General features: G+C 39.6%; 18 protein-coding genes and 1 tRNA gene. 10 read left to right on the forward strand and 9 right to left on the reverse strand.

Annotation, left to right across the window (positions count from 1 at the left end; all coding sequences use genetic code 11):
• Positions 1–27 precede the first annotated feature (27 nt).
• Complete coding sequence (locus MXE38_RS03840; RefSeq protein ID WP_246911824.1) at positions 28–630, forward strand: metallophosphoesterase; 603 nt, start codon at positions 28–30, stop codon at positions 628–630.
• A 354-nt stretch (positions 631–984) separates the two neighbouring features.
• Here the strand turns inward: MXE38_RS03840 and MXE38_RS03845 are convergent, their stop codons facing one another.
• From MXE38_RS03845 to MXE38_RS03865, 5 genes are all read right to left on the reverse strand, one after another.
• Positions 985–1,347, reverse strand: a complete 363-nt coding sequence (locus tag MXE38_RS03845) for a hypothetical protein (protein ID WP_246911832.1) — start codon at positions 1,345–1,347, stop codon at positions 985–987.
• A 340-nt stretch (positions 1,348–1,687) separates the two neighbouring features.
• The gene (locus MXE38_RS03850) at positions 1,688–2,689 is read right to left on the reverse strand and encodes a GGGtGRT protein (RefSeq protein WP_246911835.1); all 1,002 of its coding nucleotides are present in this window, start codon (positions 2,687–2,689) and stop codon (positions 1,688–1,690) included.
• 15 nt (positions 2,690–2,704) lie between these two features.
• Positions 2,705–3,403 (reverse strand): hypothetical protein, encoded by a 699-nt coding sequence (locus MXE38_RS03855; RefSeq protein ID WP_246911838.1) that lies wholly within the window; start codon positions 3,401–3,403, stop codon positions 2,705–2,707.
• Positions 3,404–3,801: 398 nt separating this feature from the next.
• Positions 3,802–4,278, reverse strand: a complete 477-nt coding sequence (locus tag MXE38_RS03860) for a (deoxy)nucleoside triphosphate pyrophosphohydrolase (RefSeq protein ID WP_246911840.1) — start codon at positions 4,276–4,278, stop codon at positions 3,802–3,804.
• Between the two features lie 772 nt (positions 4,279–5,050).
• Positions 5,051–5,623 carry a hypothetical protein gene (locus tag MXE38_RS03865; protein WP_246911843.1) on the reverse strand — a complete coding sequence of 191 codons (573 nt, stop codon included), beginning with the start codon at positions 5,621–5,623 and terminating at the stop codon, positions 5,051–5,053.
• A gap of 579 nt (positions 5,624–6,202) precedes the next feature.
• On the opposite strand from MXE38_RS03865, the gene MXE38_RS03870 reads away from it, so the two are divergent.
• A complete protein-coding gene (locus tag MXE38_RS03870; RefSeq protein ID WP_246911847.1) occupies positions 6,203–7,588 on the forward strand; it encodes a sodium-dependent transporter in 1,386 nt (461 codons plus the stop codon).
• Positions 7,589–7,825: 237 nt separating this feature from the next.
• Here MXE38_RS03870 and MXE38_RS03875 read toward each other — a convergent pair.
• Positions 7,826–7,916 (reverse strand) — tRNA-Ser (locus MXE38_RS03875).
• A 324-nt stretch (positions 7,917–8,240) separates the two neighbouring features.
• Here MXE38_RS03875 and MXE38_RS03880 point away from each other — a divergent pair.
• From MXE38_RS03880 to MXE38_RS03895, 4 genes are all read left to right on the forward strand, one after another.
• Positions 8,241–13,613, forward strand: coding sequence for an ATP-dependent endonuclease (locus MXE38_RS03880; RefSeq protein WP_246911855.1), 5,373 nt, complete (start codon positions 8,241–8,243; stop codon positions 13,611–13,613).
• Positions 13,614–13,770: 157 nt separating this feature from the next.
• Positions 13,771–14,145: a hypothetical protein gene (locus tag MXE38_RS03885; protein ID WP_246911867.1), complete on the forward strand. Its 375-nt coding sequence runs from the start codon at positions 13,771–13,773 to the stop codon at positions 14,143–14,145.
• Positions 14,146–14,770: 625 nt separating this feature from the next.
• Positions 14,771–16,504, forward strand: a complete 1,734-nt coding sequence (locus MXE38_RS03890; RefSeq protein ID WP_246911869.1) for a hypothetical protein — start codon at positions 14,771–14,773, stop codon at positions 16,502–16,504.
• A 121-nt stretch (positions 16,505–16,625) separates the two neighbouring features.
• Positions 16,626–18,230: a hypothetical protein gene (locus MXE38_RS03895; RefSeq protein WP_246911873.1), complete on the forward strand. Its 1,605-nt coding sequence runs from the start codon at positions 16,626–16,628 to the stop codon at positions 18,228–18,230.
• A 224-nt stretch (positions 18,231–18,454) separates the two neighbouring features.
• On the opposite strand, the gene MXE38_RS03900 is transcribed toward MXE38_RS03895, so the two are convergent.
• From MXE38_RS03900 to MXE38_RS03910, 3 genes are all read right to left on the reverse strand, one after another.
• Positions 18,455–18,706: a hypothetical protein gene (locus MXE38_RS03900; RefSeq protein ID WP_246911883.1), complete on the reverse strand. Its 252-nt coding sequence runs from the start codon at positions 18,704–18,706 to the stop codon at positions 18,455–18,457.
• Between the two features lie 110 nt (positions 18,707–18,816).
• On the reverse strand, positions 18,817–20,262 hold the full coding sequence (locus MXE38_RS03905) for a citrate transporter (protein WP_246911886.1): 1,446 nt from the start codon (positions 20,260–20,262) through the stop codon (positions 18,817–18,819).
• A gap of 62 nt (positions 20,263–20,324) precedes the next feature.
• Entirely contained in the window at positions 20,325–21,068 is a 744-nt protein-coding gene (locus MXE38_RS03910) for a hypothetical protein (protein ID WP_246911889.1), read from the reverse strand.
• 754 nt (positions 21,069–21,822) lie between these two features.
• On the opposite strand from MXE38_RS03910, the gene MXE38_RS03915 reads away from it, so the two are divergent.
• The 4 genes from MXE38_RS03915 (at position 21,823) to MXE38_RS03930 (ending at position 26,041) form a co-directional block, all read left to right on the forward strand.
• Positions 21,823–22,278 carry a DIP1984 family protein gene (locus tag MXE38_RS03915; RefSeq protein WP_246911892.1) on the forward strand — a complete coding sequence of 152 codons (456 nt, stop codon included), beginning with the start codon at positions 21,823–21,825 and terminating at the stop codon, positions 22,276–22,278.
• Positions 22,279–22,481: 203 nt separating this feature from the next.
• Complete coding sequence (locus MXE38_RS03920) at positions 22,482–22,685, forward strand: hypothetical protein (RefSeq protein WP_246911895.1); 204 nt, start codon at positions 22,482–22,484, stop codon at positions 22,683–22,685.
• A 520-nt stretch (positions 22,686–23,205) separates the two neighbouring features.
• Positions 23,206–23,925, forward strand: coding sequence for a DUF6198 family protein (locus MXE38_RS03925; RefSeq protein ID WP_246911901.1), 720 nt, complete (start codon positions 23,206–23,208; stop codon positions 23,923–23,925).
• 757 nt (positions 23,926–24,682) lie between these two features.
• Positions 24,683–26,041, forward strand: a complete 1,359-nt coding sequence (locus tag MXE38_RS03930; RefSeq protein WP_246911904.1) for a Wadjet anti-phage system protein JetD domain-containing protein — start codon at positions 24,683–24,685, stop codon at positions 26,039–26,041.
• The last annotated feature ends 110 nt before the right edge of the window (positions 26,042–26,151 follow it).

Here is a 26,151-nt window from a genome sequence, read left to right on the forward strand (position 1 = left end):
TATCTATGTTTGTTTAGGAGTTGGCTAATGGGATTAGGTTGTTTATTAGAAATTAACACCACTCAAACTAAAGTCTTCTTTACCTCAGACACTCACTTTGGCCATAGTAATATCATTAAATATTGCCAGCGACCATTTAACAGCGCTGAACATATGGATGAAGTGCTGATTAACAATTGGAATGAGGTCGTTAGTCCTCAAGATATAGTTTTCCATTTAGGTGACTTTTGTTTTGGCAGCGATAAAGAGTGGATTAAGATTCTACAAAGACTCAATGGCACCAAATACTTGATCTTGGGTAATCACGATCTTAAGAAAATTGCTAACTCAAGCCAAATACAGGATTACTTTGCTGACATTAATATGCAAATGAGAGTAGTTGTAGATAAGCAAAAGATGTTGTTAAATCATTATCCCTTTTTGTGTTTTGAGGGCGGCTACCAAAACGTTTGGCAGCTCTTTGGCCATGTTCATAGTTCTAAGCATAGTACAGGGCTTGATAAAGAGCGCTTAGTACATCTTTTTCCTACTCAATATGATGTTGGTGTCGATAACAACAACTATCGTCCTGTGTCTTTTGCACAAGTAAGTCAAATCATTACTGAGCAGCAAGCTAATGCCCACAAATAAGCTAACTGCCAATATTAGATAATTGGTAATAGGGCCATATTTGATTACATGGCCAATCTATAGCTTGGTAAATACTTATTAGTAAGCTCATCCCGATGCTACATGCTATAGGCATAGTAGCTGACCTTATGCATAGCGCTATTGAAAGAAATAGAGCTGTTCAACGAAGTTCAAGGTAGCTTAAGGCAGTAAAAGCCTCTTAGCTAGTTGTAAGGTATAAGCCGTGCAGAGTATACCAAACCATGCTGGGGAGCATAAATTGATCTTAGAAGGTTTAAGGCCAACTAAAAGAAGGCATGGCTGGCGATGTTGTCTGCAAAATTTTTAGCGAAGTCGATTGCTATCTTGACTACTTTAGTGAGCGAAAAAGTAATATACCAGAGCAAAGAGTACTGCTGAGCTAATAATACAAAGCACCAGGACTATTGAGAGAATCTTAGCTACATCCATGCAGGATAGCGCATTAGGGTACATAGCTTTGAGCTCTTGGTATTTTGGTTCGTTGTAATAGGAAGAGCACCAGTACCAAAGTCCTAGATTTAGAGCTAATCCGATGATTAAAGCAACTAACCAATTGCTAAGAGCCCCTATACCTAAAAGGATAGGCAGAGTGATTATGGCAGTACAAATTTGCAAAAAGCCTGTGCCATCAAATTTAGATAATTCTTTTTTGCCAATGTCTTCGGCAATAAACCAAAGATAGTTGATTATTTTCATTAGCTTGGAGTTTGAGGGAGTAGGTGTACGCATTATTGTTTAATAATAAGTAATGGCCATTATCGTCTCTTCTTGCCAGACATGCAGTGAGATAGCACATAATGGAGCTGCACCGCACTTTAGAGCGCAGCTTAGCTTAGCTTAATTAATTGGTTTTCCGTGTAAGCGCCTGTAGGAGCTCTAGAGGCGGATGGAGTAGGGGTTAGTGCTTGGGCTTGTGGTTTAAAATTTTGCAGTGGTTTTAGGTTTTGGGTAAAAAAAATGGGCCTTGTGGGCCCATTGAGTGCGACATGATTTCTATGTCGCACAATTAAATTAGTCAGATTTTAGGTATCGACTATTACTTGTTTAAAGCCTGGTCAACAGCAACGGCTACGGCTACAGTAGCGCCTACCATTGGGTTGTTACCCATGCCTAAGAAGCCCATCATCTCAACGTGAGCTGGAACAGAAGAAGAACCAGCGAATTGAGCGTCAGAGTGCATACGACCCATGGTGTCGGTCATACCGTAAGAGGCTGGACCTGCTGCCATGTTGTCTGGGTGTAAGGTACGACCAGTACCGCCGCCAGAGGCTACGGAGAAGTACTTCTTACCCTCTAAGGTACACTCTTTCTTATAGGTAGCAGCAACTGGGTGCTGGAAGCGGGTTGGGTTGGTAGAGTTACCAGTAATGGAGATATCTACGCCCTCGTGGTGCATAACAGCAACACCCTCACGTACGTCATCACAGCCGTAGCAGCGGATAGCAGAACGTGGGCCCTTGGAGTATGGGATCTCTTTAACGATCTTTAACTCGCCAGTTGCATAGTCAAATTGGGTCTGAACGTAAGTGAAGCCGTTGATACGGGAAATGATCTGAGCGGCATCCTTACCTAAGCCGTTTAAAACAACCTTTAAAGGCTTTTGACGGGACTTGTTAGCGTTAAGAGCAATACCAATAGCGCCTTCAGCAGCAGCAAAGCTCTCGTGACCAGCTAACATAGCGAAGGTGGAGGTCTCTTCGGTTAAAAGCATAGCGCCTAAGTTACCGTGACCAATACCAACCTTACGATCCTCAGCTACAGAACCAGGAATACAGAAGCTCTGTAAACCGATACCGATAGCAGAAGCAGCCTCAGCAGCAGTCTTAACTTGCTTCTTGATAGCAATAGCAGCACCAGCTACATAAGCCCAGCATGCGTTCTCGAAAGCAATTGGCTGAATCTTGCGAACCATCTCGTATGGATCAAAACCGTGATCCTTACAAATCTGGTGAGCCTCTTCTAAAGAAGCAATGCCGTTCTCGTTTAATGCTGCGTTAACTTTGTCAATACGACGCTCGTAACTTTCAAATAAAGCCATCTTTAGTACACCTCATTACTCATGTCTTGGGTCAATGTACTTGGCAGCATCATCGAACTGTCCATAGTGACCTTTAACCTTGGCAATAGCCTCGGAGCCAGTAAGCTCTGGGTTAGCCTTTAAGAGATCAATTAACTTGCCTAAGTTTACGAACTCATAGCCAACGATCTCATTCTCTTCGTTAAGAGCTAAACGAGTTACATAACCTTCGGTTAATTCGAGGTAACGAGCGCCCTTAGCCTTGGTACCAAACATGGTGCCAACCTGGCTACGTAAGTTCTTACCTAAGTCTTCTAAAGAAGCACCAACTGGTAAGCCATCCTCAGAGAAAGCAGTCTGAGTACGACCGTAAACGATTTGTAAGAATAACTCGCGCATTGCGGTGTTGATTGCGTCACAAACCAAGTCAGTGTTTAAAGCTTCTAAAATGGTCTTGCCTGGAAGAATCTCAGATGCCATAGCGGCAGAGTGAGTCATACCAGTACAGCCGATGGTCTCTACTAAAGCTTCTTCAATGATGCCGTCTTTAACGTTTAAGGTAAGCTTACATGCACCCTGTTGAGGAGCACACCAGCCGATACCGTGAGTTAAACCACTGATATCTTTGATTTCTTTAGCCTGGACCCACTTGCCCTCCTCAGGGATTGGAGCAGGACCGTGGTATGCACCCTTCTTAACGGTGCACATTTGCTCTACTTCATGTGAATAGATCATTTGTGATACCTAATTGACTAAATCCTAACAATGAATTCCCATACCAAGTAAAACCCTAACTGTTATTACTTGTTGAGAAAACATGTCAATTATATATGTTATTAGGTTTTTTGGTAGAGACTAAACTCACACTCTTTTTACTTTTAGCTTGTTTTTACCTTATTTAAGCCATTTATGAACGTAAATTTTTTTGCATCTATTTAATGCAAAAATGCATTCTTATTGTCATAAAGTAAGCATTAGTTAATTCGTAAAAACTAATTAAATAAGATATACAAGCCATTTGTACTGTTATAATAGCACTTGCTAAATATGTGCTACTTGTCACACAAGCACAGGCGCAAATTGACTAGTAAGGCCGCTATTTTGGGACTGCTTAAGGCAGCTTATTAAACTTATTAGGGCTCAGATACTTTGGTAGGGGAGCAAACCTTAGCATAGGAGAGCATAAACTCTTTAATGTTTGGTAAAAAGGCTATGTCAGCAGGGGCAAAGTCAATATTATCCATTTCATCTACGCCAATAAAACGGATCTCATCGTGGACATCAGATTTATGTGGCTCTTGACCTGGATGTAAATGACATACGTAAATGTCCATGGCTAAATTGAAGTCTTCATACTCATGATGGCAAGTTAAAAAGTAGCTATCGACACTAATAGTACAACCAAGCTCTTCTTTAACTTCACGGGCACAGGCTTGAGCAGCACTCTCTCCTGCATCAATTTTTCCACCAGGAAACTCCCAATAACCCTCAAGATGACGGCCTGAGGAGCGTTTAGCTATCAAAAACTTATCTTGATCAACAATCAGGGCTGCTGCTACAGCAACAACCTTTTTACCATTGCTTGGTGCAGAAGATAGATTAGTACTCATAAAATCATCTCTATTTTCAAAAGATTAAAGATACTGGAACTTAGAATCACTCCTACTATAGTAGTAGTAAGAACGATAAGTTAAGCTCTAGACTGTATATGGTAATTGTGATTACTTATCTACTAATAAGCAACAAAGTTTAAAAACTTTGTCAAAAATGCTTAGTTAAAGCGCTTAGGGCTATTGCAGTTGCGACGATTATTAGTGTTTACAAATTTAGGCTAATAGGCTGTCAGGAGCTTTTACCCCATCAAAAGTGAACTTGATGGATCTAGCGGTGAAGTTGAAAGTTCATCGCCCTCATATCTCTTCAAAATTAGCCAATAAGCTTGTGCCAATAGCTCATTGCAGCTTAATGCCATAGGCATTAGGCAAAAGGTAATGAGTTTTTATAGTTTAGACTCTTGCTTTAGTTAAGTTTGATGCACTGCAACACATGCGCAATACCATGAGTAGTTGTAGACACTGTCTATAAGTGTTTGTTTGGGCTGGTGGGAATTAACCAGAGCAATGAGCTGTGAGCCGTAATCCGTGAGGGGTGAGTGTGAGCATTGAGCGGAGTTTGGTGAGCCGCAGGCACTTGAGATGTGAAAGATTATACGGAGTATTTAATATTGCTGGTCGCTTATTTTGTTTAGTGGGGATAAGTGCTGATAAGAGGTTTTGGTATCTTAGCTGTTAGTGTGTTTGGTTGCTTAATAGTAATTAAAAAGGCAGCTCTATCAGAGATATTGCTGCCTTAAATTAAACTATTGAGGTGATTTAATTATTCTTAAAGAGGGCGTACCATAAGTTGCATTAACTTTTCATTGCCTACTAAGTAACTTAAAAGTTCACCAACATTTTCTAATGAACCAGTGTAGTTGATAGAGTAGGTGCTATTGTCATCATCATATTGACGCAACCATAAAGCAACGTCCTTTTCATTGTCCTTGCCTTCTACTACGCAAGTACCAAAAGCTACGCCAACATCGGCAGAAAGTTGAACTTCATTGGATTTAAAGCCTTCAATAGCTAATTGACAGGACTCATCCACGTTCTTGCGGATAGCTTTAGCTACACGAATGGTTACTAAGGTTGAGTGGTCTTCTTTTTCAACAGAGATGTAGCTTGCTAACTTAGCATTGTCAAAGCTTAAAACCTTCCATCCTTTAGGAATACCTAAGGCAAAGTATTCAGTCTTATAAACTTTTTCTACAGTAGAAAAGAGCTCTTGTGCGCTAGCATCTAAAAACTCATCAGGAGTGGAGACCTTAGTTGGGGCCGAAGGAGAATTGCTTGCACAGCCAGATAACATAAGGGCTACTCCTAAGCTTATAGGTAAAACGTATTTGCTTTTAAACATATTAACTCCCTAAGTGCGCCTGGAGCACACCGAAATACTGTGTATTAGCTATTCTAGATTCTTGTTCTTAGATTAAGCTTAGCATTACTAAAAAATCTAGGCCTTGCAGCCATATTATTACATTAGATAGCCTGTTGGCCACTTTAACATTCAAATTGCGTGATCTGTCTGTTTGTTAGTGCTTAACGTCGGGTTGAGATTAAGTTTTGGTAAAAATTTTGTATAAAGGCTATAAATAAATTAAAATAGCCCTCTGCACGCACTTATCTTGGGCAAAATCATGGTAATTTTGCAATTACATATGTGTATTTGTCATTGATTAAGTTCTTGTATGCATAGTGTTTTGCTCTAACTACATTTGTTCACATATTAGAAAAAACCAAGCAATGATGTTCTGTGGCAACTACATTGTTCTTGGTGTTGCTTTAGTTATTTTGGTAGTTATTAATGATAAAACATAGCGCTAACACCTCGCATCGCAATTAGCTGGATGCTAGCGCTATTTTTTGTCTCTATGTCAGAGCAAAATTTTCTTTAGCTTTTGTAATCTTTTGATTACGGCCATCTTGAGGATGAGTTATGGCTCGACAGACTTGGAGCAGCCGTTTGACCTATATCCTTACTGTAGCTGGTGCTACTATTGGATTTGGTGCAACCTGGCGCTTCCCATATTTAGTGGGTCAAAACGGTGGCGGTGCCTATGTTTTGATGTTCATCTTAGTTATGCTCTTGGTAGGTATTCCTATTATTTTGGTAGAGAATGTCATTGGTAGACGAGCACAAACTAACAGTGTTGATGCCTTCTTTACTAATAATCCTAAGCACTCTCCAAAGTGGAAGTTCTTTGGCTATTTAGGTATCTTAGGTTCCTTTGGCATTCTTTCTTATTACATGCCAATTGGTGGTTGGGTAATTTCTTATATTTATCACATCTTTTTGGGTATTTTAGGTGTAGATGGCGGTTTAGATCTTTCTACCTCTATTACTAAGGAAATTACTTCAAGTTTCTACACTGATCAAATTGAAAATTCTCCTTGGACTATTACCATCTGCACTGGCTTATTTGTTTTAGCCAACTGGTTTATCTTAAAGAAAGGCATTATTGCTGGTATTGAGCGCTCAGTTAAGTTTTTAATGCCGCTACTATTCATCTGCCTTATCATCATGGTAGGTCGTAACCTTACTTTAGATGGTGCGTTAGAGGGCGTAAAATTCTATTTAACTCCTGATTTTTCAAAGCTTTCTGGTAAGTTATTACTTGATGTATTAGGTCAAGTATTCTTTGCTTTATCCTTAGGCTTTGGTGTGATGATTACTTTATCCAGTCACTTAAATAAAGAGGAAAGCTTAGTAAAGACCGCTACTATCACTGGTATTATCAATACCGCTATTGCAGTGTTAGCTGGTTTTATGATTTTCCCTTCCTTATTTAGTGCTGGTTTAAGCCCAGATGCTGGTCCTTCTTTAGTATTTAAGACTTTACCAATTGCTTTTTCTCATATGGCTTTTGGTAACTTCTTTGCTATTGTGTTCTTTATGTTGTTGGTGATTGCTGCACTTACCACTTCATTGACCATTTACCAGGTTATTATTTCTGTTCTTTACGAGAAGTTTAATATTCGTTATAAGGGCGCAATTAATATTACTCTTTTAACCATTTTTATCTTGGGTAATATTCCTTGCATTCTTTCTAGTGGCCCATTAAAGGATATTACTATCTTAGATCGCTCCATCTTCGATGCTTATGACTTTATTTCAGGCAATATCTGCTTTGTATTAACAGCTTTAGGCGCTACTATTTTTGTAGGCTGGCAGTTAAAGGAACATGCTGTAACAGAAATTACTAACCAGCATAAGCTTCATGGTGTTGTTTATACTGCTTGGTATCACTACGTACGTTTCGTGATCCCAGTAATCATCATTACCATTTTTATTTACGGTATTTATCCTTTAATCGCTGGTTAAAGACCAATAGTTTAAATACTGTTTAATTGATGCGCTTAAGTTAATAGACAATTAGCTTAAGCGCATTTTTTTGCTCTTAAGATAAGAGATCTTACTTGATACTTTCAAGCTGTTGTTAAATAGGTGGATAGAGTAGGAGAGATCACAGGTAGGAAATAGAAGTGATAAGGAGGAATGATGTTATATCTAGGATTTTGGGCAAAATAAAAGCAGCTTAACGCTGCCTTATTTTATCTCTGGCGGTGAGGGCGGGATTCGAACCCGCGATACGGAGTTACCGTATACACGCTTTCCAGGCGTGCTCCTTCAGCCACTCGGACACCTCACCGCACCGCTAACAGTGTTTGCCACTGTCGTTGGAACGGTGCTTATTATATAGATTTTTATTTGGTATGCAAGTGTTTTTTTAAATTTTTATTAATTTTTTGGTAAAAACATGCAAGATCAATAAATAAAAGCCCATATATCAGCTATTTTCAATTATGATTGATTTAACCTATAGGACAGCTTAGAGCCTATAGGCCATTAATAATGCTATTTAAGAGCTCTGGTAGTTTTGCCTCAGTCAAATTTAGCCTTAACTATAGGATTGCTCACTTAAGAGACTTATGAGCAGAGTATTACAGCTTAGCTGCTAATGGGAGAATTATATATGCTTATTGAGTGTTTGAATGTTAAGAACTATCAGTCTATTGGCTCTTGGTTTTTTAATTTGCATACGGGAATCAACCTCATTGGCCCAATGCCTAACGAGCATCAGTTAAGCTTTATTAATGCCTGTAAGCTTATTGACGATCTCTTTAGCTGTGAACTTTTAGAGTTTAATAATTTTAGCTATGAGCTTAAAAGTAAGTTAATTGCTTTATTACAAGACTACCAAAATGCTCATGAAATAGCGCCCGCCCCAACTCTACAGACCACCTTAGCTCCAATCACCTCAAGTTCTTTAGCCTCATCACTTCCAAAAGCCAATACCTGCGCCCCTCTTGCTGAGCAAAGCTCTAACCAAGAGCCAGAGCAAGACTCTAAGTGCGAGCAGGAGCACGAACTCGAGTGCAAGTGCAATTGCGATTGTGAGCACGACTGCGTGGACATGCCAATGCAAGAGCAAGAGCTCTTGCAAAGGCCTAATCATAAGGATGATTGTGAGTATGCCAATAGTGAGCAGGTAAGCTTTAGTAGCGATCTCAAAAATAAAGCTGGTGAGTTAATTTTGGCACTACAGCCTAAGCTGGTATTTAAGCTAAGTATGCCTTTTGCGTGGGATGCTCTTAGTTCTTGCGACTCCTTAATCATAGAAATTTCTCTTAGCGACAAAAATAGCGGTCACGATCGCTTTAGTGCTGAGGAAGATTTACATACTGATGAAAGCATTAATGCTGAGAATCAAGCCTTTTTAGCTAATCATGAGATGGCTTATCGTTGTATGTTCAATGACCCTAGAGTAGTAAGCCATAAAATACTCAGCAAAAGCAATATCAGTGAGTTTTGTGGTTTTGGTGCGCTATTTAACCATGATTCTAGATCCGTAGGTCAAAACCAATTTAAGCAAGATGATGTTAGCTTATGTAAGTCTTTGATTAGGCAATTAGATTTGTCTACCAAGGTTAGAGTCTGGGCTAGTGCTGCAAATAATAATGAGGCATTTGCTCTTAAAGAGGAACAAGTAATTACTGTTTGTGCCATGCTAAAACTCATGGCTAAAGTGTCTTTGTTAAAAGATATTGCTCACAGCTCAGAACACTTCCATAGTTTTAAGCTTTTCCAGTCTGATTTTGCTAGAGCCTCTTGGCCCAAGCTTTCTCAATATGAAAGCTCTAACTATTTAGCGCTTAATCAGTTAGCACAATGTACCGAGAGTCAAAATGATAAGGTAGAGTATGATCAGGCTGTAAAGGAAATAGCCTTAGCCATCATTGAGCAATATGGTGATAAATTAATCTTGCCTAAACAGACCGACTTTATTTCCTTTAATGCGCCTTGCTCTATCATCACTCAAGAAGACAATGCTCTTTTAGAGCAATTTGCCTATGATTGGGCCTATCATTTAATCTCTTTAGAGGCCTGCTTTAGCTCATACCACTATCCTTTTAATAGCTTTAAAGAATTGGCTATCGCTAAAGCCGTAAAGATTGCCAATGCCTTTATGGAGGATAGTGAGGCTTTTACCTCTTACAACATAGCTGATCCTAAGAGAGCTAATAGCTTATGCCAAGAGTTGATCTTTTGCTCCCAGCTAGAGACCTTTAAGTATTTTGACATAGCCCATTGGTGCTTGATTAAGCCTGAGGGCTTATATGGTGAAGCTTTGCAGAGCTTATTGCCACAAAATAATAGTGAATGTACAGACAGCGCTGAGGAAGCTCAGGCAATTTTCAAAAAGCTTGCAGAGAAAATCAACTCTCATCAAAGCTCATGGTGGGCTCAAAAAATGGCTGAGCGTTTTGCTCTGCTAAATAAAGGCTCTGGTAGTAATGACGGCCATGATGCCCCAGCTTCTATGCCTGAGCCAATGCTTGCGCCCGTCCCTGCATTTGAGACAGCTCCTGCTACTGTACCTGAGCTTGAGCCTACTTATGCGTCTATGCCTGTGCCTGCGCCTGCGCCTGCATATGTGCCTAAACCTGAGCATGCGGATACAGATGCTACTTGCAATTTTAGCTTATCAAAACTGCGCCTCAATAAGTATGTCAGCTATTCTTTTACCAACACCTCGAAAATGGTAGAAGAGTGCTCTGCCTTCTATGTGTACTTAATAGAGCATACTAACTTATTAGTCAGCCAATTTGTAATTTTGGTTGAGGGGCTATCGGATGTTTTGATCTTTGAGGCGGTAGCAAAACGCTTAGGCTATGATCTCAAAGCTCTTGGTATAGCTGTAGTACCTTTTGTGTCTAATGGGTTGCTTAGGTATTTGGACTTGTTAGAACTATTAGAAATTGATTATCTAGTAGTGACTGATAGCGATTCTGGGGGAAAAAATACTTATGCTGAGTTAATGCCTAATCCTTCTAACAAACTGCTGTCTATTAGTAATTTTAGGCAGGTAGCAGCTTTTAATAATTTATCAGCTAATTCACCTATTAATAGAATATTGAATGAGGTTGCCCCTAATACCAGTCTACAAGCTATCAAGCAGGTGCTGCACAATAGCAATATTGAAGGCTCTTGGGATCATAATTGTAGGGTTAGCTATTTTCTGACCTTGCCTGACAATGATCTTGAGTTTCATTTACTAAATAATGGTTGTGCCCTTAATATCATCAGCCATTGTTTCTTGCCATGCATTAGTGCCAATACAGATAAGTTTGCGCAAAGATGCTCTAATGCTGCCTACAACAAATTTTTAGGGGCAATTCAAGATCAAATTGCCAATCTTGACAGAGAGTACGATATTAAAAAAGAACAGCTGCAAAATGATATAAGTAAGTTCTTAAGCAGTGTAAGTATAATGACTACTTTAGCTACTGCTGACGCTACAGCTACCGCCACCACTGCCACAGCTACAGCAGGTACTGCTATCACCACTGCAGCTGATGCCATTGCTGTTGCTCAAAGCTCTGAAAATGCCATTAGTAATCTGATAAGAGAGTGCCTTGGCAGCAATAATAAGCAACTTACTATAAGTAGTGTAATTGCCACTTACTATCTTTACCAAAGAAGCCAAGGGAAAATTTTGTGTAGCTTCTTTAGGCTAGCTTATCTTTATGCTCTTAAAGAGGAGCAAAACATTGACCAGGCAAAGTTTGATCAAGTTTTTAAAGAACTATTGAAAGGTAAGGTAGAGAACTATGAATGGCCTGATGATGAATTAATGTGCATTGACTTCTTTAAAATGCCTTTGAACCTAGCATTCGATAGCATTGTCTTTGTTCTTAAGATGGCTGAAAGTATCAAGGGCAACAATGTTTTGAGCTATCTTTGCTCTATATCTAAAGGGCACATTGTTCTTTTTGCAGGCGATTTAATCAGCGCCCAAAAAGATAAGTTTTTAGCCTTCATCAGAAACAAAGAAAATACCAAAAAATATGCAACAGTGAATCAACCTATAGAGAAAAGGAGAGCTTATTCTTATATTATTGCTTACTTTAATGATATTACAGCACCTATTAGCGCTGCAAAAATTAACCAGAACGAATTCAATCTCTTTTTTAATGCAAGAACTAATTTACGCCGCATTCTAAAAGCTCAATTAGCCTCTGAAAAGGCATCAGCCCTTACGCAATCAGTAGAGAACATTTGCAAGGATGCTACTGCTGATAGCAATATGCCCAATGATGAACCATTAGATAGTAGGGCTGAGCTTTTTGCTGATATCAGAAAAAGGTTGGAAAGCTTTAGGGAAGAAACAGCTACAGCTGATAGCTTAGCAGTTGCAGAGCTCAATCAAGATACTGCTGATAGCAATATGCTTAATGATGAGCTATTAGAGAGTGAGGATGAGCTTTATGCTGATATCAAAAAACAGCTGGAAAGCTTTAGGGAAGAAACAGCTACAGCTGATAGCTTAGCTGAGCCCAATCAAGATACTGCCGCTCAGCCATCAGTTAAGAGTTGTGCGGGAGCTGCTGTTGATAGCAACATGCCTAAGGGTGATTCTGAGCCATATTCAGAGAGCCAAACTATGATGGGTAGTACTGAGGGTTCTGTGGGAGCTGAGGGATCTAATGATTCTGGGAGCATGCAGGGCACCGAAGAGCAAACAGGTGATAATGGCTGTTTGGAGAGTTTAAGTTCTTTTGGTTGGTGCAAGACTGATGAGGTGGGGCAGCTGTGGGGTGTTTTGCCTACTGATAGTAGCAACATGGTCGCACATAGTCTTATGAGCTACTATTATTTAGCAAAGGAAAAAGATCCTGAACACGTAGGGGATGCGGTGAAGTTTGCGTATTTGCTGGCCTTATCCATCAATCCTATATGTGATCCGCTGTTAGCTAAAAGAGCAGTTTTAATGTTGCAACAAGGTATGACTCATGGCTTAAAACATGTAGAGATCCCGCTTATTACCTCAGGACTGTTAGAGATCACATCTTTAGATAGAAATACTCTATATGGTGCTATTAAGGTCTTGTATAAGACTTACATGCTGCTTAAGGAAAACTTAGCAAAAGATAGTGTATGTGATAAGGATATTGAGCTGATTTCTTACCTTCAACGCTCTTTTGTGGTTAATAATAAAAGCATTGCTAATTTTCTTGCTCATATTGGTAAGCTGCATTTGTTTGAGGCGCACCATCGTTGCCCTTCAACAGAAGATATAGCAACTTTTGAGGTCATTTCTGAACTTAACAACAATATCGACTTATTTAAAGATTCGGTGTTTAAGTTTGAGTATGACAACCAGCTGGCATTGCTTGGTAGAGATAAGCTGCTAAAGCATCCTTGGTATGCTCGCTTATTACAAAATGAGTATCCAGCTGATAAGCTCTCTACTTTGCTTTATGAGGCTGTAGGGTGCTGTAAGTTAAGTGAGGTATCAGCTCTTATCATTAATTACGCCCACTATATGGATAAAGTCCAAGGCACTAAAAGTGAAGTAATAAGTACTGTCTTTTTTGAGTCTTTATTGAGCTTTAACCATGCCTGGCAAGCAAGCTCTATAGTTGCAAGCTATATTGATTATAGAAGGCAACAAGACCAGCAAGACATTAGCTGTTTAGTGTCTTTGTTCAATAAAGATGCTATGCCCCTTAATCAATTTAGTGCTGGTGCCATATTTTCATTTGTTGCCTTGGGTATAGATGAAAACACCAGTAAAGATAATAGCTGGCTAAATTATTGTAAGTTTTTAATTACCATAAACCACAATAAGATAACCAATTTGTTAGCAGATGAGGGCTTTAGGTTTTTCATAAATTATAGGGCAAATGCTAAGCAAAAGATGGCGTATGACCTTATAGCTAAGCAACTTACAACCGCCGTTAGCCCCATCATCGACTATCAGTGGGATAGAGCTTCACTTGAGGTCTTAGACGATATCAATCTAAGCGATACGACTTTGTTAAAGGACTTAGTAGATATTTAGCACCAGTGCTAGCGCCAGCCCCTGCGCTTTTATAGCGCCTGTGCTGGCACTACAAGGCACTGCACGGCACAGCACAGGCTTTTACGGTAGTTGAGGGCTGGAGCGACCGCAGGATAGATGTGGGGCAATTTGATTGTAAGAGGGCAGGAGAAATAGTATGGATGGCGATAAGTTAAGCTCAATGAGTAATGTTGAGGAGATAAGTTTCAATCAAGAGCAATTTGAGCTCTACTTAAATTATTGTGAGCAGTTGGAGGCCTTGCAAAGGGAGCATCATTTGGCCAAGTCCTTGGCTTTAGCCAAGATGAACTTTGCTTTGCGCTACGGCAAGTATTTAACTGACTCTCAGTTAGAGGACTTATTAAGCATTACTGCTGAAAGCTTAATCACTAGACTGATTAATCGCTACGGCAAGTTAAAATTGGCTAATCTTAATGCCCAGTATTTGCAACAATGCGATAGCTCCCAAATGTCTGAGTTTTTAGAGCAATTGTTTGCTGACATTATCCATTATTGGGGCACAAGAGAGTAATTGTGACTATTATTGCGAGCTCATCTTAGCAAAGTACAAGTAATGTGTACCCATAATATGCAATGCTTGCAAATTAGACCATTATTGTCATGGTCAAAGCTACGAAAAAACAGCTTAAGTTGCGCTGAGCTTGGCCGTGTAAAGGTATGCCCTGAGGCTGTTAGGTAATGTTTTTGTTTGGCATAAGGATGTTTGCCCTTAGGATTTTTGGTTTAGTGGGCTTGCCAGAGCTGGCTATTACAGGCCAAAGCCTTGGCATAGCCATAGCCATGGTCTAAGACATGGCTAGGCTATGGCTAGAATGAGCCTCTGTGGGCTACATTATTATTAGGATGCAGGCATGGGTAGGATTGATTTTGGGGCAGGGCGATAAAAAAATAAGATCTTTGATAGGTTTTGCTACCAAAATTATTGCCATGAGTGGGGCAATAAATTAGCATGATTAAAGTCTATCTATATAGAGGCATATGGGTAGATTCTAGGTATATATGCCTTAACTCTCTGTAATTGATAATACATCCACTACCATCTTTTCTTACTGAGTCCTTTAGTAGGAAAGCTAGGATTTCACTGCCTATTTTTTAGGTTCCTGTCTTAGTACATTTCCTTTAACTAAGGAGAAATTATGTCTTCCTCAAGTCAAAATAGTCTTGTAGCCATTAATGATCTCTATGAGGGTAGTGTGTATGAAATTATCACTACTCATGGTAGTAAAGCTGCTAATAAGGCTTTCATTGTGCCTAGCATTCCTGATAAGAAGATTAATGGAGCTATTAAGGGCGCAACCAACAATGCTATTGATGCCGAAGATGTCTATATGGTCATTGACCTTACCGTTTTTGGCAGTGCTACTGACTGTTTACTATTCACTAAAGATTGTTGCTACATCAAAGAATTACTAGTTGATCCTATTAAATTGCCTTATGCCCAAATTAAGGATGCCTCCGAAAAAATTGTAGAAGAGCGTGATGACGATAAGGTCAAAACAAAGACCTTCTTGCATATTGAGCTTAAAAATGGCTATAGCCATGATTTTAACATCTATGATATTAATCCTAAGCATACCGCTAAGTTGTTGGCTTCTTTAGCAAACTGTGTTCAAAATACCTCTAAGGAGAGCTTGCAGGAGAGTGAAAACCTCATCAAGCGCATTCCATTAGAGGAAATGCCAGAAGATATTAGAATCACCTATGTTAAAGCCATTATTGCCCTGTTTATGGACGATGGTGAAATTTCTAGCGCAGAATTTGGTGAAATTTATGCCCTGATTGCTCGTTTAAACCTAAGCGCAGAAGTTAGACAGCAGCTAATATTTTTTAATGACTCTAAAGAGTCAGCCGTGGAGCTCATTAAAGGGGTATTGCCTAAGCTTGATGATGCTGCTAAGCAAGAGATTATCCACTCTTTGGGCAAAGACATGATCTATGTACTGGGCAAGACCTCTGATATTTCCTACCAGGATAGTCCTACCATTAGTGAGTATGTTAAGGCTTTTGGTATTACTCAAGAGCAAATACAGCTTTATTTAGACGCTATTGCCTCTGATGAAAAGCTCTTTGACGACAATGTTGATGATGTGGGACTAGAAAACGGCATGAGAGCAGTGCTTTCAGGTGCTGCTGGTGTAGGTGTGCCTATTGCTGCCTTATACTTCTCTGGTTCTGTAGTAGGTTTATCAGCAGCTGGCATTAGCTCAGGTTTAGCTGCTTTAGGCTTTGGTGGCTTGTTTGGCCTTTCTGGCATGGTAACAGGTATTGGTGCCTTGTTGGTAATTGGCTATGGTGCTAAAAAGGGTGTTGATATCCTCTCTGGAAAGAGCGACATCGAAAAGCGTAAGAAAAAAGAGCTTATGCTGCACGCCGTATGCAATCAGCTTAACAAAACTATTAACTTAGTAATTGAGGATATTAGATTTTTCTCAGATCAATACCAAGACATAATGGCGCGCTATGACTCTCAAAGTGCTGAGCTTGAGCAGACCATGGAAAGGCTCAAAAATATTATGACTCGTATTAATTATATGTCTAATAGTGGTTCCAGACTGGTGGATCGAGCCGATGATGTTAACCGTTTGGCCGTCAAGCAAGCTATTCCACGCTTCTTGGATGAGGATCGCTTATCAGTATTAACTCAAGATGCCACCAAAAAGAAGCTCTATGGTCTCATTATTCAGTTCTATGAAAAGAGTGAGCAAGCAGATTCTGATGGCGAAATTAAAACTGTTTATAAGCTTAAAGATGATGTTTCCTCTGATGAGCTGGAGATGATCAAGAAAGGCCTTGAGAGTTTAGAATATTTCTCTGCCTCTAGTATGGCTATGCAAGGCTTCTCTAAGTTAAAGAAGAGCTTATTTAGCTAAGCAAGACGCTAATTTTTAATAAAGCAAAGAGCAATACTATAAGTTCATAGGTGGTATTGCTCTTTCTTTTAGCGCCTGAGAAAGGGAAGCTGTTTGATGAGAATTTTCTAGAGGGCAAAACATGTTTTTTGACTTATTTAAGAAAAAACCAAACGTTTTGAAACAAAGCGAAGACATTATTAAGGTCGAGCATGATCGCTTATCTAAAACCACGGCTAATATTGGCAAGCTTCACCAACATGGAGCCATGATACGCCGTGCCCAAGATAATTTTGATGACAGGGTTGAGCAGTTTAAGTGCCAGGTAGATGAAATAGAAAACTACCTTGATGCCAATCCTAATATGCGTTTTGACTCTCAGGTAGGTTCTGATATGGAAGATACCATTAACGCATTAGAGGGCATGCTAGAGCGTCGTAAGAGCAAAGAGCTTGGGCAGGGAGAGAGCAAATATGATGCTATCTATAGGCAAAAGCGTAAGGAATACCAAGATCAATATATTGATGTTGATATTTTAGCTACCGATGGCTCTTTTGAAAGCTTGCACCAAAGTGCTGTGCAATATAGCGAGAAATACCAAGTCAATCTCAATGAAAATATTGCTAATTTGCTTAGTCCTCAGGAAAAGCGTGCTCTTCATGATCTTATCGAAAAAGATTTTAGGATTAAGAGGCCACAACTTGATGGCAGCGACTATGTGCTGGCCGCTACCTGTGGACTTATTGCAGGTATAGTGGATGTGCTCTTTGTGGGAGCTCCTGGTGAGGGCGTATTGACCAAAAAGGTTGATGATATGGTGGATAAAGCCGTTGAAGGCTTTGCTCGCTTGCATGGTTGGCCTAATGGAAAAAATATCGATGATATAGCTAATCCTACCGCTAGTGCTATTGGCTTTTTAGAGCGTACCTACAAGGTCAATTATGATCAGAGCATTAGCACTCAAGTAGATAGAGCTTTCAATTTGAGCCCAAGCAACCACCACCTCAAGAATTTAGCTCACTCGCCTGATTTAATTGGCTTATTTTTCTCCATCGTGGATCAATTTAATAGCACCTCTCATTTTGCCTCCAACGGACAAATTTTTGTCATTGACACGCAAGAAATGGAGCTTAGAGGTACTACTTTAATCGGTAAAATCTTGTGTGGCATAGCTAATTGGTTTGGTCATCTTATGTCTGATGTGGCTGGCTCTTCTGGTGCGCAAAACCGAGGTAGTGGCATTCCAATACCATTTTTCAATTTAACCCAATTATTTGGTGGTTTTGGCGCTTTTGGTCAGCACAGGCAAGACTTTGCAACCATATGCTCTAAAGTTTTTGAGCAAGGCTATGACCTTCGCCATGGTATAGCTTTAGCCATTCCTGTCGCCATAGCCGAGGGCTTAGTACGATTAGTACGAGCTATTAAGCTTTTCTATATTGAAAAACAGCCTTTTGATCTGTCTTTGCTTTCTGACAATAATGCCGAAACTAGACGTATGTTGTTAGTGGCTCAGGGCTCTTTATTAGCTGTTGATTTTACTGATGCTTTAATACGCTCTAAAGGTTCAATTGTTAACTTACTACTACGCACTAACATCATAGCTTTGTACCGCTTTTCTTTCTTAGCTTTTCAAGAGGCTAGAAATTACTTACTCAAAGGTGGTATTGATGAGGACAAAGTGGATGAGTATTTAGATAAAGAGTACCGTAAGCTACTCAAAGACTTAAGAGCCTACGGCACTTAAAGCTCTTGGAAGCTCAGATTGCCACTCAGGCGCATGGCCCTCTCAGACCCATGGCCCTCTTAGCTTGCCGCTTGGCCTTGGCTCTTTTGGCTATCTTGAGAGGCCTAGTTCCCTGGACTCTCTTGACTTGCTTGGCTTTCTTGGATGGGGAAGTTTGTGAGGTGTTACGAAAATAGGGCAACCTTGATACGTAGGCACCACATGGGCTTGTCTATGGGAGTTGGTCAGTTAATTTTTCTTTCCTTCATTACCTTACGGGCTAGGTCAAATAGCTTAAGGCTATCATCATAGATGAGTTTAATTTTGTTATCGTTTAAAGGGTCGTCAGGGTCGCATAGCAAAAAGCTTGGGTAGCCTATTATGCAATTTTCTTTATAGTGCTGAAATAACAGCGGTTTGCCATCATGGAGGCCACAATATATGGCATCATATGCAGGGCAGGAGTAGTGTTTTTCTAATTCCTCTGGGGTAAACATAGATTATCCTCTGTTGTTTAATTTTGGGTAAATATTACCCCATTATGAAAGAAAAAGGGCAGCTAAAATCAGCCGCCCTTTTTGATTTAATTACATTTGTGATGAACTAATTACATAGCATCAGCTTCTACTTGAGGAGCTGGGGCAGGAGCAGGAGCTGCTGCGCTATCTTGAGCCTCTGGCATGAATTGTACCTGAGGTGGGATAGCTTCATGGTGAATTTGAGTGTTACCAATAGCCTCTTGATTGGTAATAGGCTCAGGCATTTGATCTGGTGGGTTGCCCTTCATCGGATCCCAGCCAAAAGTTACTAAGTAAACGCCAAAACCAATGATGAAGGCAAAAGGAATGTGCCAGCCATAACGTAACCAGTTCATGAAGGAGCGGGCCTTAGGGAAGACGTTACATACGGCTACACCAGCTGAGGAACCGAACCAAATCATAGAGCCACCAAAGCCTACAGCATAAGACATTAATGCCCAGTCATAACCACCCTTAATCAAGGTTAATTGAGTTAATGGGATGTTATTAAATACTGAGGACACGAAGCCAATAGCCATAGTGGATAAGATGGAGGCATCTGGTACTGAGTCAATAGGAACTAACTCAGCACAGAATACTAATGCAATCAAGAATACGGTGGACTCAATAGCAGTTAAGCCTTCACGGAAGTTAATCTTAACAAAAGGAGTACCAATTAAGATTGCAATCCAAATACCTAAAGCAGGGAACTCAAAGAAGTAGTTGAAAATAATAGCGCCAGCTAAGATTACGCCCACTAATGCGATACGACGATTTTCAACTTTAACACCGCCCTCTGGCACAAAAATATCCTGAGTATAGCGATGTTGCTGACGAGCACCAAAGAAAGCTAATACTAAGAAAGCAGCAGTAGCAGGAATAAAGGCATGAGCTAAAACTAAAGGATCCTTACCATAAATCCAAATTAAGGTAGTGGTAGTATCACCTACAACAGAGCCTGCACCACCAGCATTAGAGGCCGCACAGATAGCTGCAATGTAACCAATATGTACCTTGTTTTTGTATAAGGTAGCTGCCATAGAACAGCCAATAATTGCTGCTGCAATATTATCCAAGAAAGTAGAGAGGATAAATACAAAAGCTAGCAAGGTCATGGCACCAAAGAGGCCATGAGGCAGGTAGCGAGGTAGCACAGCAGGGAAGCGGGACTCTTCGAAAATGCTAGCTAAAATAGCAAAGCCAGGAAGCATTAAAGCTAGGTTTAAATAAGTGTTCCAAGAGCCTTTAACCCATTGGCCATCTGCATTGGTATAGCCAATAAGCTTATGAATTACAGAGAAGCCATCAACAAATTCATACTTGTAAAAACACAAGCATAATAAACCTATAATGGCAACATGCATGGTCTTATTGTAGAACACAGCAACGCCGAGCAAAATAAGACCAAAGATAATCATCTCATAGCGAATGCCATAGATGGTAGTAGTGGTGAAAATAGCTTCACTGGCAAAGGCAGGAGCCATGGACGCAAGGCCTAGCGCCACTAAGCTTAGAAATTTTAATAATAAGGGCATATCAAACCTTTCATTTACTCATTGCTAATAAGCAACACACACACACAAACATATTTAAAGTGCTACACACGATTTTCTGGTGAATTATTGTTTTCACCTGCACTCTTTTCTTGATTTGTAGTAGTAGAGTTATCCTTTAAAAACTCATCAGAGGCGCTAGCACCTGGATCTAAGATCTTCTTAGGTTGGTGAGTCTTAGCTACAACCTTATCATGTTGAATGCGTAACACAAATTCAGGAGCATCAGAGTAGTCAGTGTGGAGGCCTAAGCGCTGTACCCATACCCAGAAAGAAATAATAATGAAGTGAGCATAGAGTAAACGTAAGGTAAGTAAACCATGTTGTTCAAAGTAGTTTAAGGCACAAACTACCACAATAGGGCCTAATGCCCAGCCACCTAAAGTAAGGGCTGAGGCACCACCATTTTTAGCTGCTTTTACTTGGACTTTAAAGTTAGCAGTAAAGTACCAGCTCATAGCGGCACCAGTAACTAAAAGACCAACGATGAGCATGGCCTGGTTCATGGCTAAAGACATGAAAAGTAAGCCAATCATTAAGATTAAAACATCTTGCTCAAATACGGCTTTTACACCAACCTTTGGAATTAAAGGGCGTAAGATCAACATGCCAATAATGAGGCCTGCAATAAAGGTTGCGCTAACCACAATTGCAGCAATTGAAAATTCGCTATTAAAAAATGAGATCCATAAAGGTAGACCTGCAAAAATAGCAACCACTACACCAGCGCATAAATAGCCAGTAGCTATAAAAATGCCTAGTCTTACTAATTGTTCGTTGGTTGGCATAAAATTCACCAGAGTTATCATTAACCATATTTTTAAACTTTAAGAAAAGTTTAAAAAGCTCAACACATGATTGTGATTGATTTTGGTTAACAGCAAGTTAATTGTTTACTTCCTAAATACGCCAATAATGAAAACAAAAGAGGTATTTTTTACCTAAAGCACACTCATAGACCTCAAAAGGCAGCTTTACTCTGGGATCTAAGTGTAATAAGTGCTTTGTAACAAGGACTTAATAGGGTGTAGAAGATCTATTAAAGTTCAGCCAAAATACTTTAAATAAACGCTAACTCAATTGTTAAGGCAATATTGACTCGTCCACATAATAGCGCAACTTTGTGATCTCTTTAACACTCTTTAAAAATAAAATTACCCCTTAGTGAGCAATTGAAAGCAAGTGAGCTAAGAGAATTTATCGCATTTACGAGTAAAGCATCTTGGCAACTAAAACGAGATTTTATATTTAAATCAAGCTTCTAAAATTAGCACAGAGCCGTGCTTTAGCCTAAAAAAGCACGATTATTTTACAAAATTTAGTTGTAACTATATTTTGACCTTATGAATGAATTTAGTGCAAAACGGTTTATTTTGGTGCTCTAATAAGAGAGCAAGAAAAGTCAAATGGATGATTTTTTTAAACAAAAAATATTGGTCATACAAGTTGTGCTTTTGCAATTGTGCACTGTTTTGGTTAAAACAATGAACTTTAGTGCTAGAATTGAGTAAGAGTTTAAGGAAACAGAGGTTAGAAATTGCGATGAAACTTGCAGAAGCCTTACAAGAACGTGCTGATTTAGTTGTAAAGATTAACCAAATTAAAGCCCGTTTAGCTAATTGTGTATTAGTGCAAGAGGGCGAAGAGCCTCTTGAAAACCCTCAGGAGTTAAAAAGCGCTCTTGATAATGCCTTGGAGCGTCTAGAGTTTTTGATTGAGCGTATTAATCTTACTAATGCTGCTACTATGATTGATGGCACTTCCTTAACTCAATTAATTGCCCATAAGGATGTCCTTAATCTTAAGATTAAGCACTATAGTGAGATCATTAATGAGGCTAGTGAAGTTAATTTTAGAGCCCGTGGTGGTGAGATTAAGTTTAAGCCTACCATCGATATTAGTGCTTGGCAAAAACAAAAAGACGATTTATCCAAAGAGCTGCGTCTAGTTGACAATAAGCTCCAACAGTCCAATTGGACAGTAGATTTAATAGAATAGTTCAAAAAGCCCGATTTAGTCGGTAATTATTGTTTAAGGCGAGCGACCAACGCCGTGACAGCGTAAATTGTCATATGCACTTGCAGCTTGATAGCCCTCAGAGCTGGGGTATTATTAATTGTTAAGCTCCCATAGTGCACAAATGCATAATGCATAATTAATTGTTAACACCAGGACGCTGATTAAATAATAATGAGGGTGGGATGTGGGATTCTATCGGGCACCAGTACAAAACCCAAGCAACTTCATCAACAGCCATCTTTATTCCTTTCCCATACAGCGCTCTTGCCGCCGCTGCCGCCACAGCAGCCGCTACTACTACTGCTATTACTACAGCTACAGCCATAGCCTCAATAAGAAAAAACTCATCTTCAATCACATGGAAAGGCACTCTGTCTTGTCCCTAGTGTTTTGCGTATATTGAATTTTGCCTGCCTACAAATAAGCACTCATATTGAACCTTTCTAGCTAAGAGTCATTAACATGACGTAAAAAGAGCACAACTAATAGAACCAAAACAACAGCAGCCTTTAACTATAGGGCAAGACCAAAGCATTCTTTGTCCTCAAGATAGAGCCAATAAAGTAGTTAAGTAAGCTGTTATTTGCAATTAAGGCGAGCGTATGAGGACAAAATATGGCAACTTTATAAGTTGGTGGCCAGCTTATCAGCTTGCGAGCATGTCATCTTGTAGTTTGGTAGCAATCAAGCAAGCAATCAATCAAACTGGCTTGCTTTGCTTGTTGGAAGAGCTTAGTAAGCCAATAGTTAGTGGGGACTGCGATAAATAAACTTCTACTAGTTTTGTGACTAACATACAAGAAGTTACAAAATGTTAAGCAGGATAGGTCTTTTAGGTAGATAATACAGTATCTGGTATACAAGTGACAGGCCAGATGAGAGTAGTTGTATTGCAGAGGCACATTTATGTCTAAACAAGAATTATTTAAGCGCTATTGTGTGTTCATGCTTGGTATTAGCATTGCGTCCGTAGGTGTGACTTTAGTTACACGTTCTACTTTGGGTGTCAATTCTATTGCTTGTGCCAGTTTTGTAATTTCTAGCTATTTTCCAGTGACCATGGGTGCTGTCACCATTGCTTTTAACGTGGCTATGATGGTTTTTCAGTATGCCTTATATCCTAAAGCTCAATGGCGTAGCAGAACTAAGAATATCTTAATGCAAATTCCAGCCATGATAGTGTTTGGACTGCTAGTAGATTTAGCAATGTATTTAACCCAAGATTTTCATCCTGAGTATATTGGCTATTGGGCTTGTTTTGCGACCTTCTTGGCAGGCGTAATCATTATTTCCGTAAATATCGTACTTCAATCAACAGTCAATGTGGCTATGTTGCCTTGCGATGCCTTTGTCATCAAATTAGCTCAAGTAAGAAAATGGAAAATGGGCATAGTAAAGTTATCTTACGATTTAACTTTAGTTGGGCTAGCAGCTGCTATCTCATTATGGTGCTCTAATTTCACAACCATTATAGGAATTAGAGAGGGTACTATTTTAGGAGCTGTATTAATCGGTCCAACAGTACAATTGATTTTGCCATATTTTGCCTTTATTGAGCGCTTTTGGGCAGCTAACCAAGCAGCCCCTGGCAGCAATGAACTCTCAAACAAATCAGATGCCAATTAATTACTTAACTAGGTTAAGCCTTGCAAGCTTTTGGGCCTGAACGCATGCATTCAAAGCTACAGTAAATTTGTCAGTCCTAGGGCGGTGTTGTATAGCACTTGGGCTTTTTAGGCGCAGTAATACACAGTAAGGTTTAATAATATTTGCAAGGCAGATCAAAAAAGGATCGGCCTTTATTTTAATTTTGGGCAGCATTTATAGATAAGTTGCTATGAGTAAAAGTGCATTTATAAGCCAATGACAGCTAAAGTGTGAGCTTTCTCCCAAATATCAACTTGTAATAGGATTTGGACTGTAGCTAGTTTTGTACATGTAGCCATATGCTATAATTGCAATTTACATATGATGCAAATATTTACCAAGAGTGGATAGTTGCCCTTTTTAGATATTTGTTTTTTGTATTTAGCAAAGTTTTTGGCTTTGCATAACTTAAAGTTTCATGGTGTTTGTTTTAGACGGTATAGAGCTTGCTAGAACAAACACACCAAGTGTTCTACAGTAAGTTGCTTTTTTATAATAAAAAGATACTTTTGTAGAGAGCTAAGTCTTGGAAAACTGTTTTGGTAGTTAATGAGCTAACGATAGGGGCAAAAGCCCCTGGATTTGAGCGCTTAGTTTCACGACATTTTCTTTTAAATTAGGTCTGAGGCTTTGGTTTAGTTTGGTAGAGTGCTACTTTGCTAAACCTAAGCTTTAGAAATTGCAATCTGGCTAAAAGCAATGTCTTGGGCACAAGTTAGACAATAGGAAGTTAATTTTGAAAAACCGTAGCATTATTCGCAGCGAGATTAACCATTACTATCGCGCTAAAGTGATCAGTTGGCTGGCAAGTCACGTCAAGGACAAGCGTGAAGTGCCTGAGGATTTTCCTACTCACCTCTATTTAGGTGCTCCATCTAACGAGGAAGATGTTGTTAGCAACAAGGAAGCTTTTTTAAGCTTCTGTAATGAGTGGTCAACTAATTTGCCAGCTGGTCATGTTGAATTTGTTGATCGTACTTTTGAAGAGTTAGGCACTATTAAAGTACCTATTCATTTAGTGTTCGAAACTCCAGAAGAGTTAGCTACTTGGGCAGGTCACAAGGTTGAGTACCACTCTGCTATTCGTTGCCTATCCTTAATTCTTCAAGAAATCCCTGAGCTGATTGATAGTGCCTTAAACGTCATTAACTCATTGGCTAATCTTGATTGGATTGACTTTGAGCGTATGGTGGCAGTATCAAAGTGGTTCTGCTCTCACCGTGACCACATGTGCTTAACCAGACAAATTCCAATTCGTGGTGTTGATACTCACTGGTTTGAAGTTCACAGCCCATTATTGTTAGACTTCTTACGTGATTACTTAGAGTTAAATCCATATCGTAAAGATTTACTCCAATTAGGTGTTGTTCCACCACCAGCTTTAGTTCGCATTGTGATTTTTGATGATGAGCTTAAGTCTAAAGTAGGCGGCATGAAGTTCTTTGCTTGCTCTTTAGAGGAAATGCCATCTCTAAATTTACGCCCTGATCGTGTGGTCTTTATGGACAATATTGCCACCGCTGTAGCGCTGCCAGCTATTAAGGGTACTATTGCTATTATTACTCCGCTCAATCATATTCGTGATGTTTGCCAAATTGAGTGGGTATCTCATAGCCAATGCCAATACTTAGGCTCTATTGATTTACGTTCTTTTGCTATTTTGCATAACTTACGTCTGTACTTACCAAATATCGAGTCTATCTTGATGGATGAGCAAACCTTATTATCCAATCAGGATTTATGGACTAGCAATGATACTTATCAGGCTGAGTGTGCTCCAATTGCCTTAAATCAATCAGAGACTCACCTCTATCGTTGTCTGTTAGATGGCGTTTATGGCAATAAGATCCGCTTAGAATTAGAGCGTCTACCATTAGCTTTAATTGCTACTGCTTTAGGTTCTGAGGATGAAGCTTTAGCTCGTGAAATTGCATTAAATGGTATTGATGGCTTAACTCCAAATAGCCTAAATGGCAATGATCCTTATCCTGAGCTCCAAGAAGAAATTCGCCGTGCTAAAGAGCAAAAGCAAAAGGAAGGCGCTCAAGATAATGGTGATAGCTCTTACCAGCAAGCACAAGAAAACCTAGCTTAATAAGTTAATCAAAGACTAATATAAGCTAGCAAGACCTTGCCATTGTGCAAGGTCTTGTATTGTATGTAAGCATTCTTTTCTTATAGCTACCAAGGGTAAGCTTTTGGATT

This window comes from Anaerobiospirillum sp. NML120448, assembly GCF_023050945.1.
GTDB lineage: Bacteria > Pseudomonadota > Gammaproteobacteria > Enterobacterales > Succinivibrionaceae > Anaerobiospirillum.

Bases quoted from the DNA above. Each gene is read 5' to 3' on its own strand.
- MXE38_RS03840 (WP_246911824.1), top strand. From the start codon at position 28: ATGGGATTAGGTTGTTTATTAGAAATTAACACCACTCAAACTAAAGTC.
- MXE38_RS03845 (WP_246911832.1), bottom strand. From the start codon at position 1,347: ATGAAAATAATCAACTATCTTTGGTTTATTGCCGAAGACATTGGCAAA.
- MXE38_RS03850 (WP_246911835.1), bottom strand. From the start codon at position 2,689: ATGGCTTTATTTGAAAGTTACGAGCGTCGTATTGACAAAGTTAACGCA.
- MXE38_RS03855 (WP_246911838.1), bottom strand. From the start codon at position 3,403: ATGATCTATTCACATGAAGTAGAGCAAATGTGCACCGTTAAGAAGGGT.
- MXE38_RS03860 (WP_246911840.1), bottom strand. From the start codon at position 4,278: ATGAGTACTAATCTATCTTCTGCACCAAGCAATGGTAAAAAGGTTGTT.
- MXE38_RS03865 (WP_246911843.1), bottom strand. From the start codon at position 5,623: ATGTTTAAAAGCAAATACGTTTTACCTATAAGCTTAGGAGTAGCCCTT.
- MXE38_RS03870 (WP_246911847.1), top strand. From the start codon at position 6,203: ATGGCTCGACAGACTTGGAGCAGCCGTTTGACCTATATCCTTACTGTA.
- MXE38_RS03880 (WP_246911855.1), top strand. From the start codon at position 8,241: ATGCTTATTGAGTGTTTGAATGTTAAGAACTATCAGTCTATTGGCTCT.
- MXE38_RS03885 (WP_246911867.1), top strand. From the start codon at position 13,771: ATGGATGGCGATAAGTTAAGCTCAATGAGTAATGTTGAGGAGATAAGT.
- MXE38_RS03890 (WP_246911869.1), top strand. From the start codon at position 14,771: ATGTCTTCCTCAAGTCAAAATAGTCTTGTAGCCATTAATGATCTCTAT.
- MXE38_RS03895 (WP_246911873.1), top strand. From the start codon at position 16,626: ATGTTTTTTGACTTATTTAAGAAAAAACCAAACGTTTTGAAACAAAGC.
- MXE38_RS03900 (WP_246911883.1), bottom strand. From the start codon at position 18,706: ATGTTTACCCCAGAGGAATTAGAAAAACACTACTCCTGCCCTGCATAT.
- MXE38_RS03905 (WP_246911886.1), bottom strand. From the start codon at position 20,262: ATGCCCTTATTATTAAAATTTCTAAGCTTAGTGGCGCTAGGCCTTGCG.
- MXE38_RS03910 (WP_246911889.1), bottom strand. From the start codon at position 21,068: ATGCCAACCAACGAACAATTAGTAAGACTAGGCATTTTTATAGCTACT.
- MXE38_RS03915 (WP_246911892.1), top strand. From the start codon at position 21,823: ATGAAACTTGCAGAAGCCTTACAAGAACGTGCTGATTTAGTTGTAAAG.
- MXE38_RS03920 (WP_246911895.1), top strand. From the start codon at position 22,482: ATGTGGGATTCTATCGGGCACCAGTACAAAACCCAAGCAACTTCATCA.
- MXE38_RS03925 (WP_246911901.1), top strand. From the start codon at position 23,206: ATGTCTAAACAAGAATTATTTAAGCGCTATTGTGTGTTCATGCTTGGT.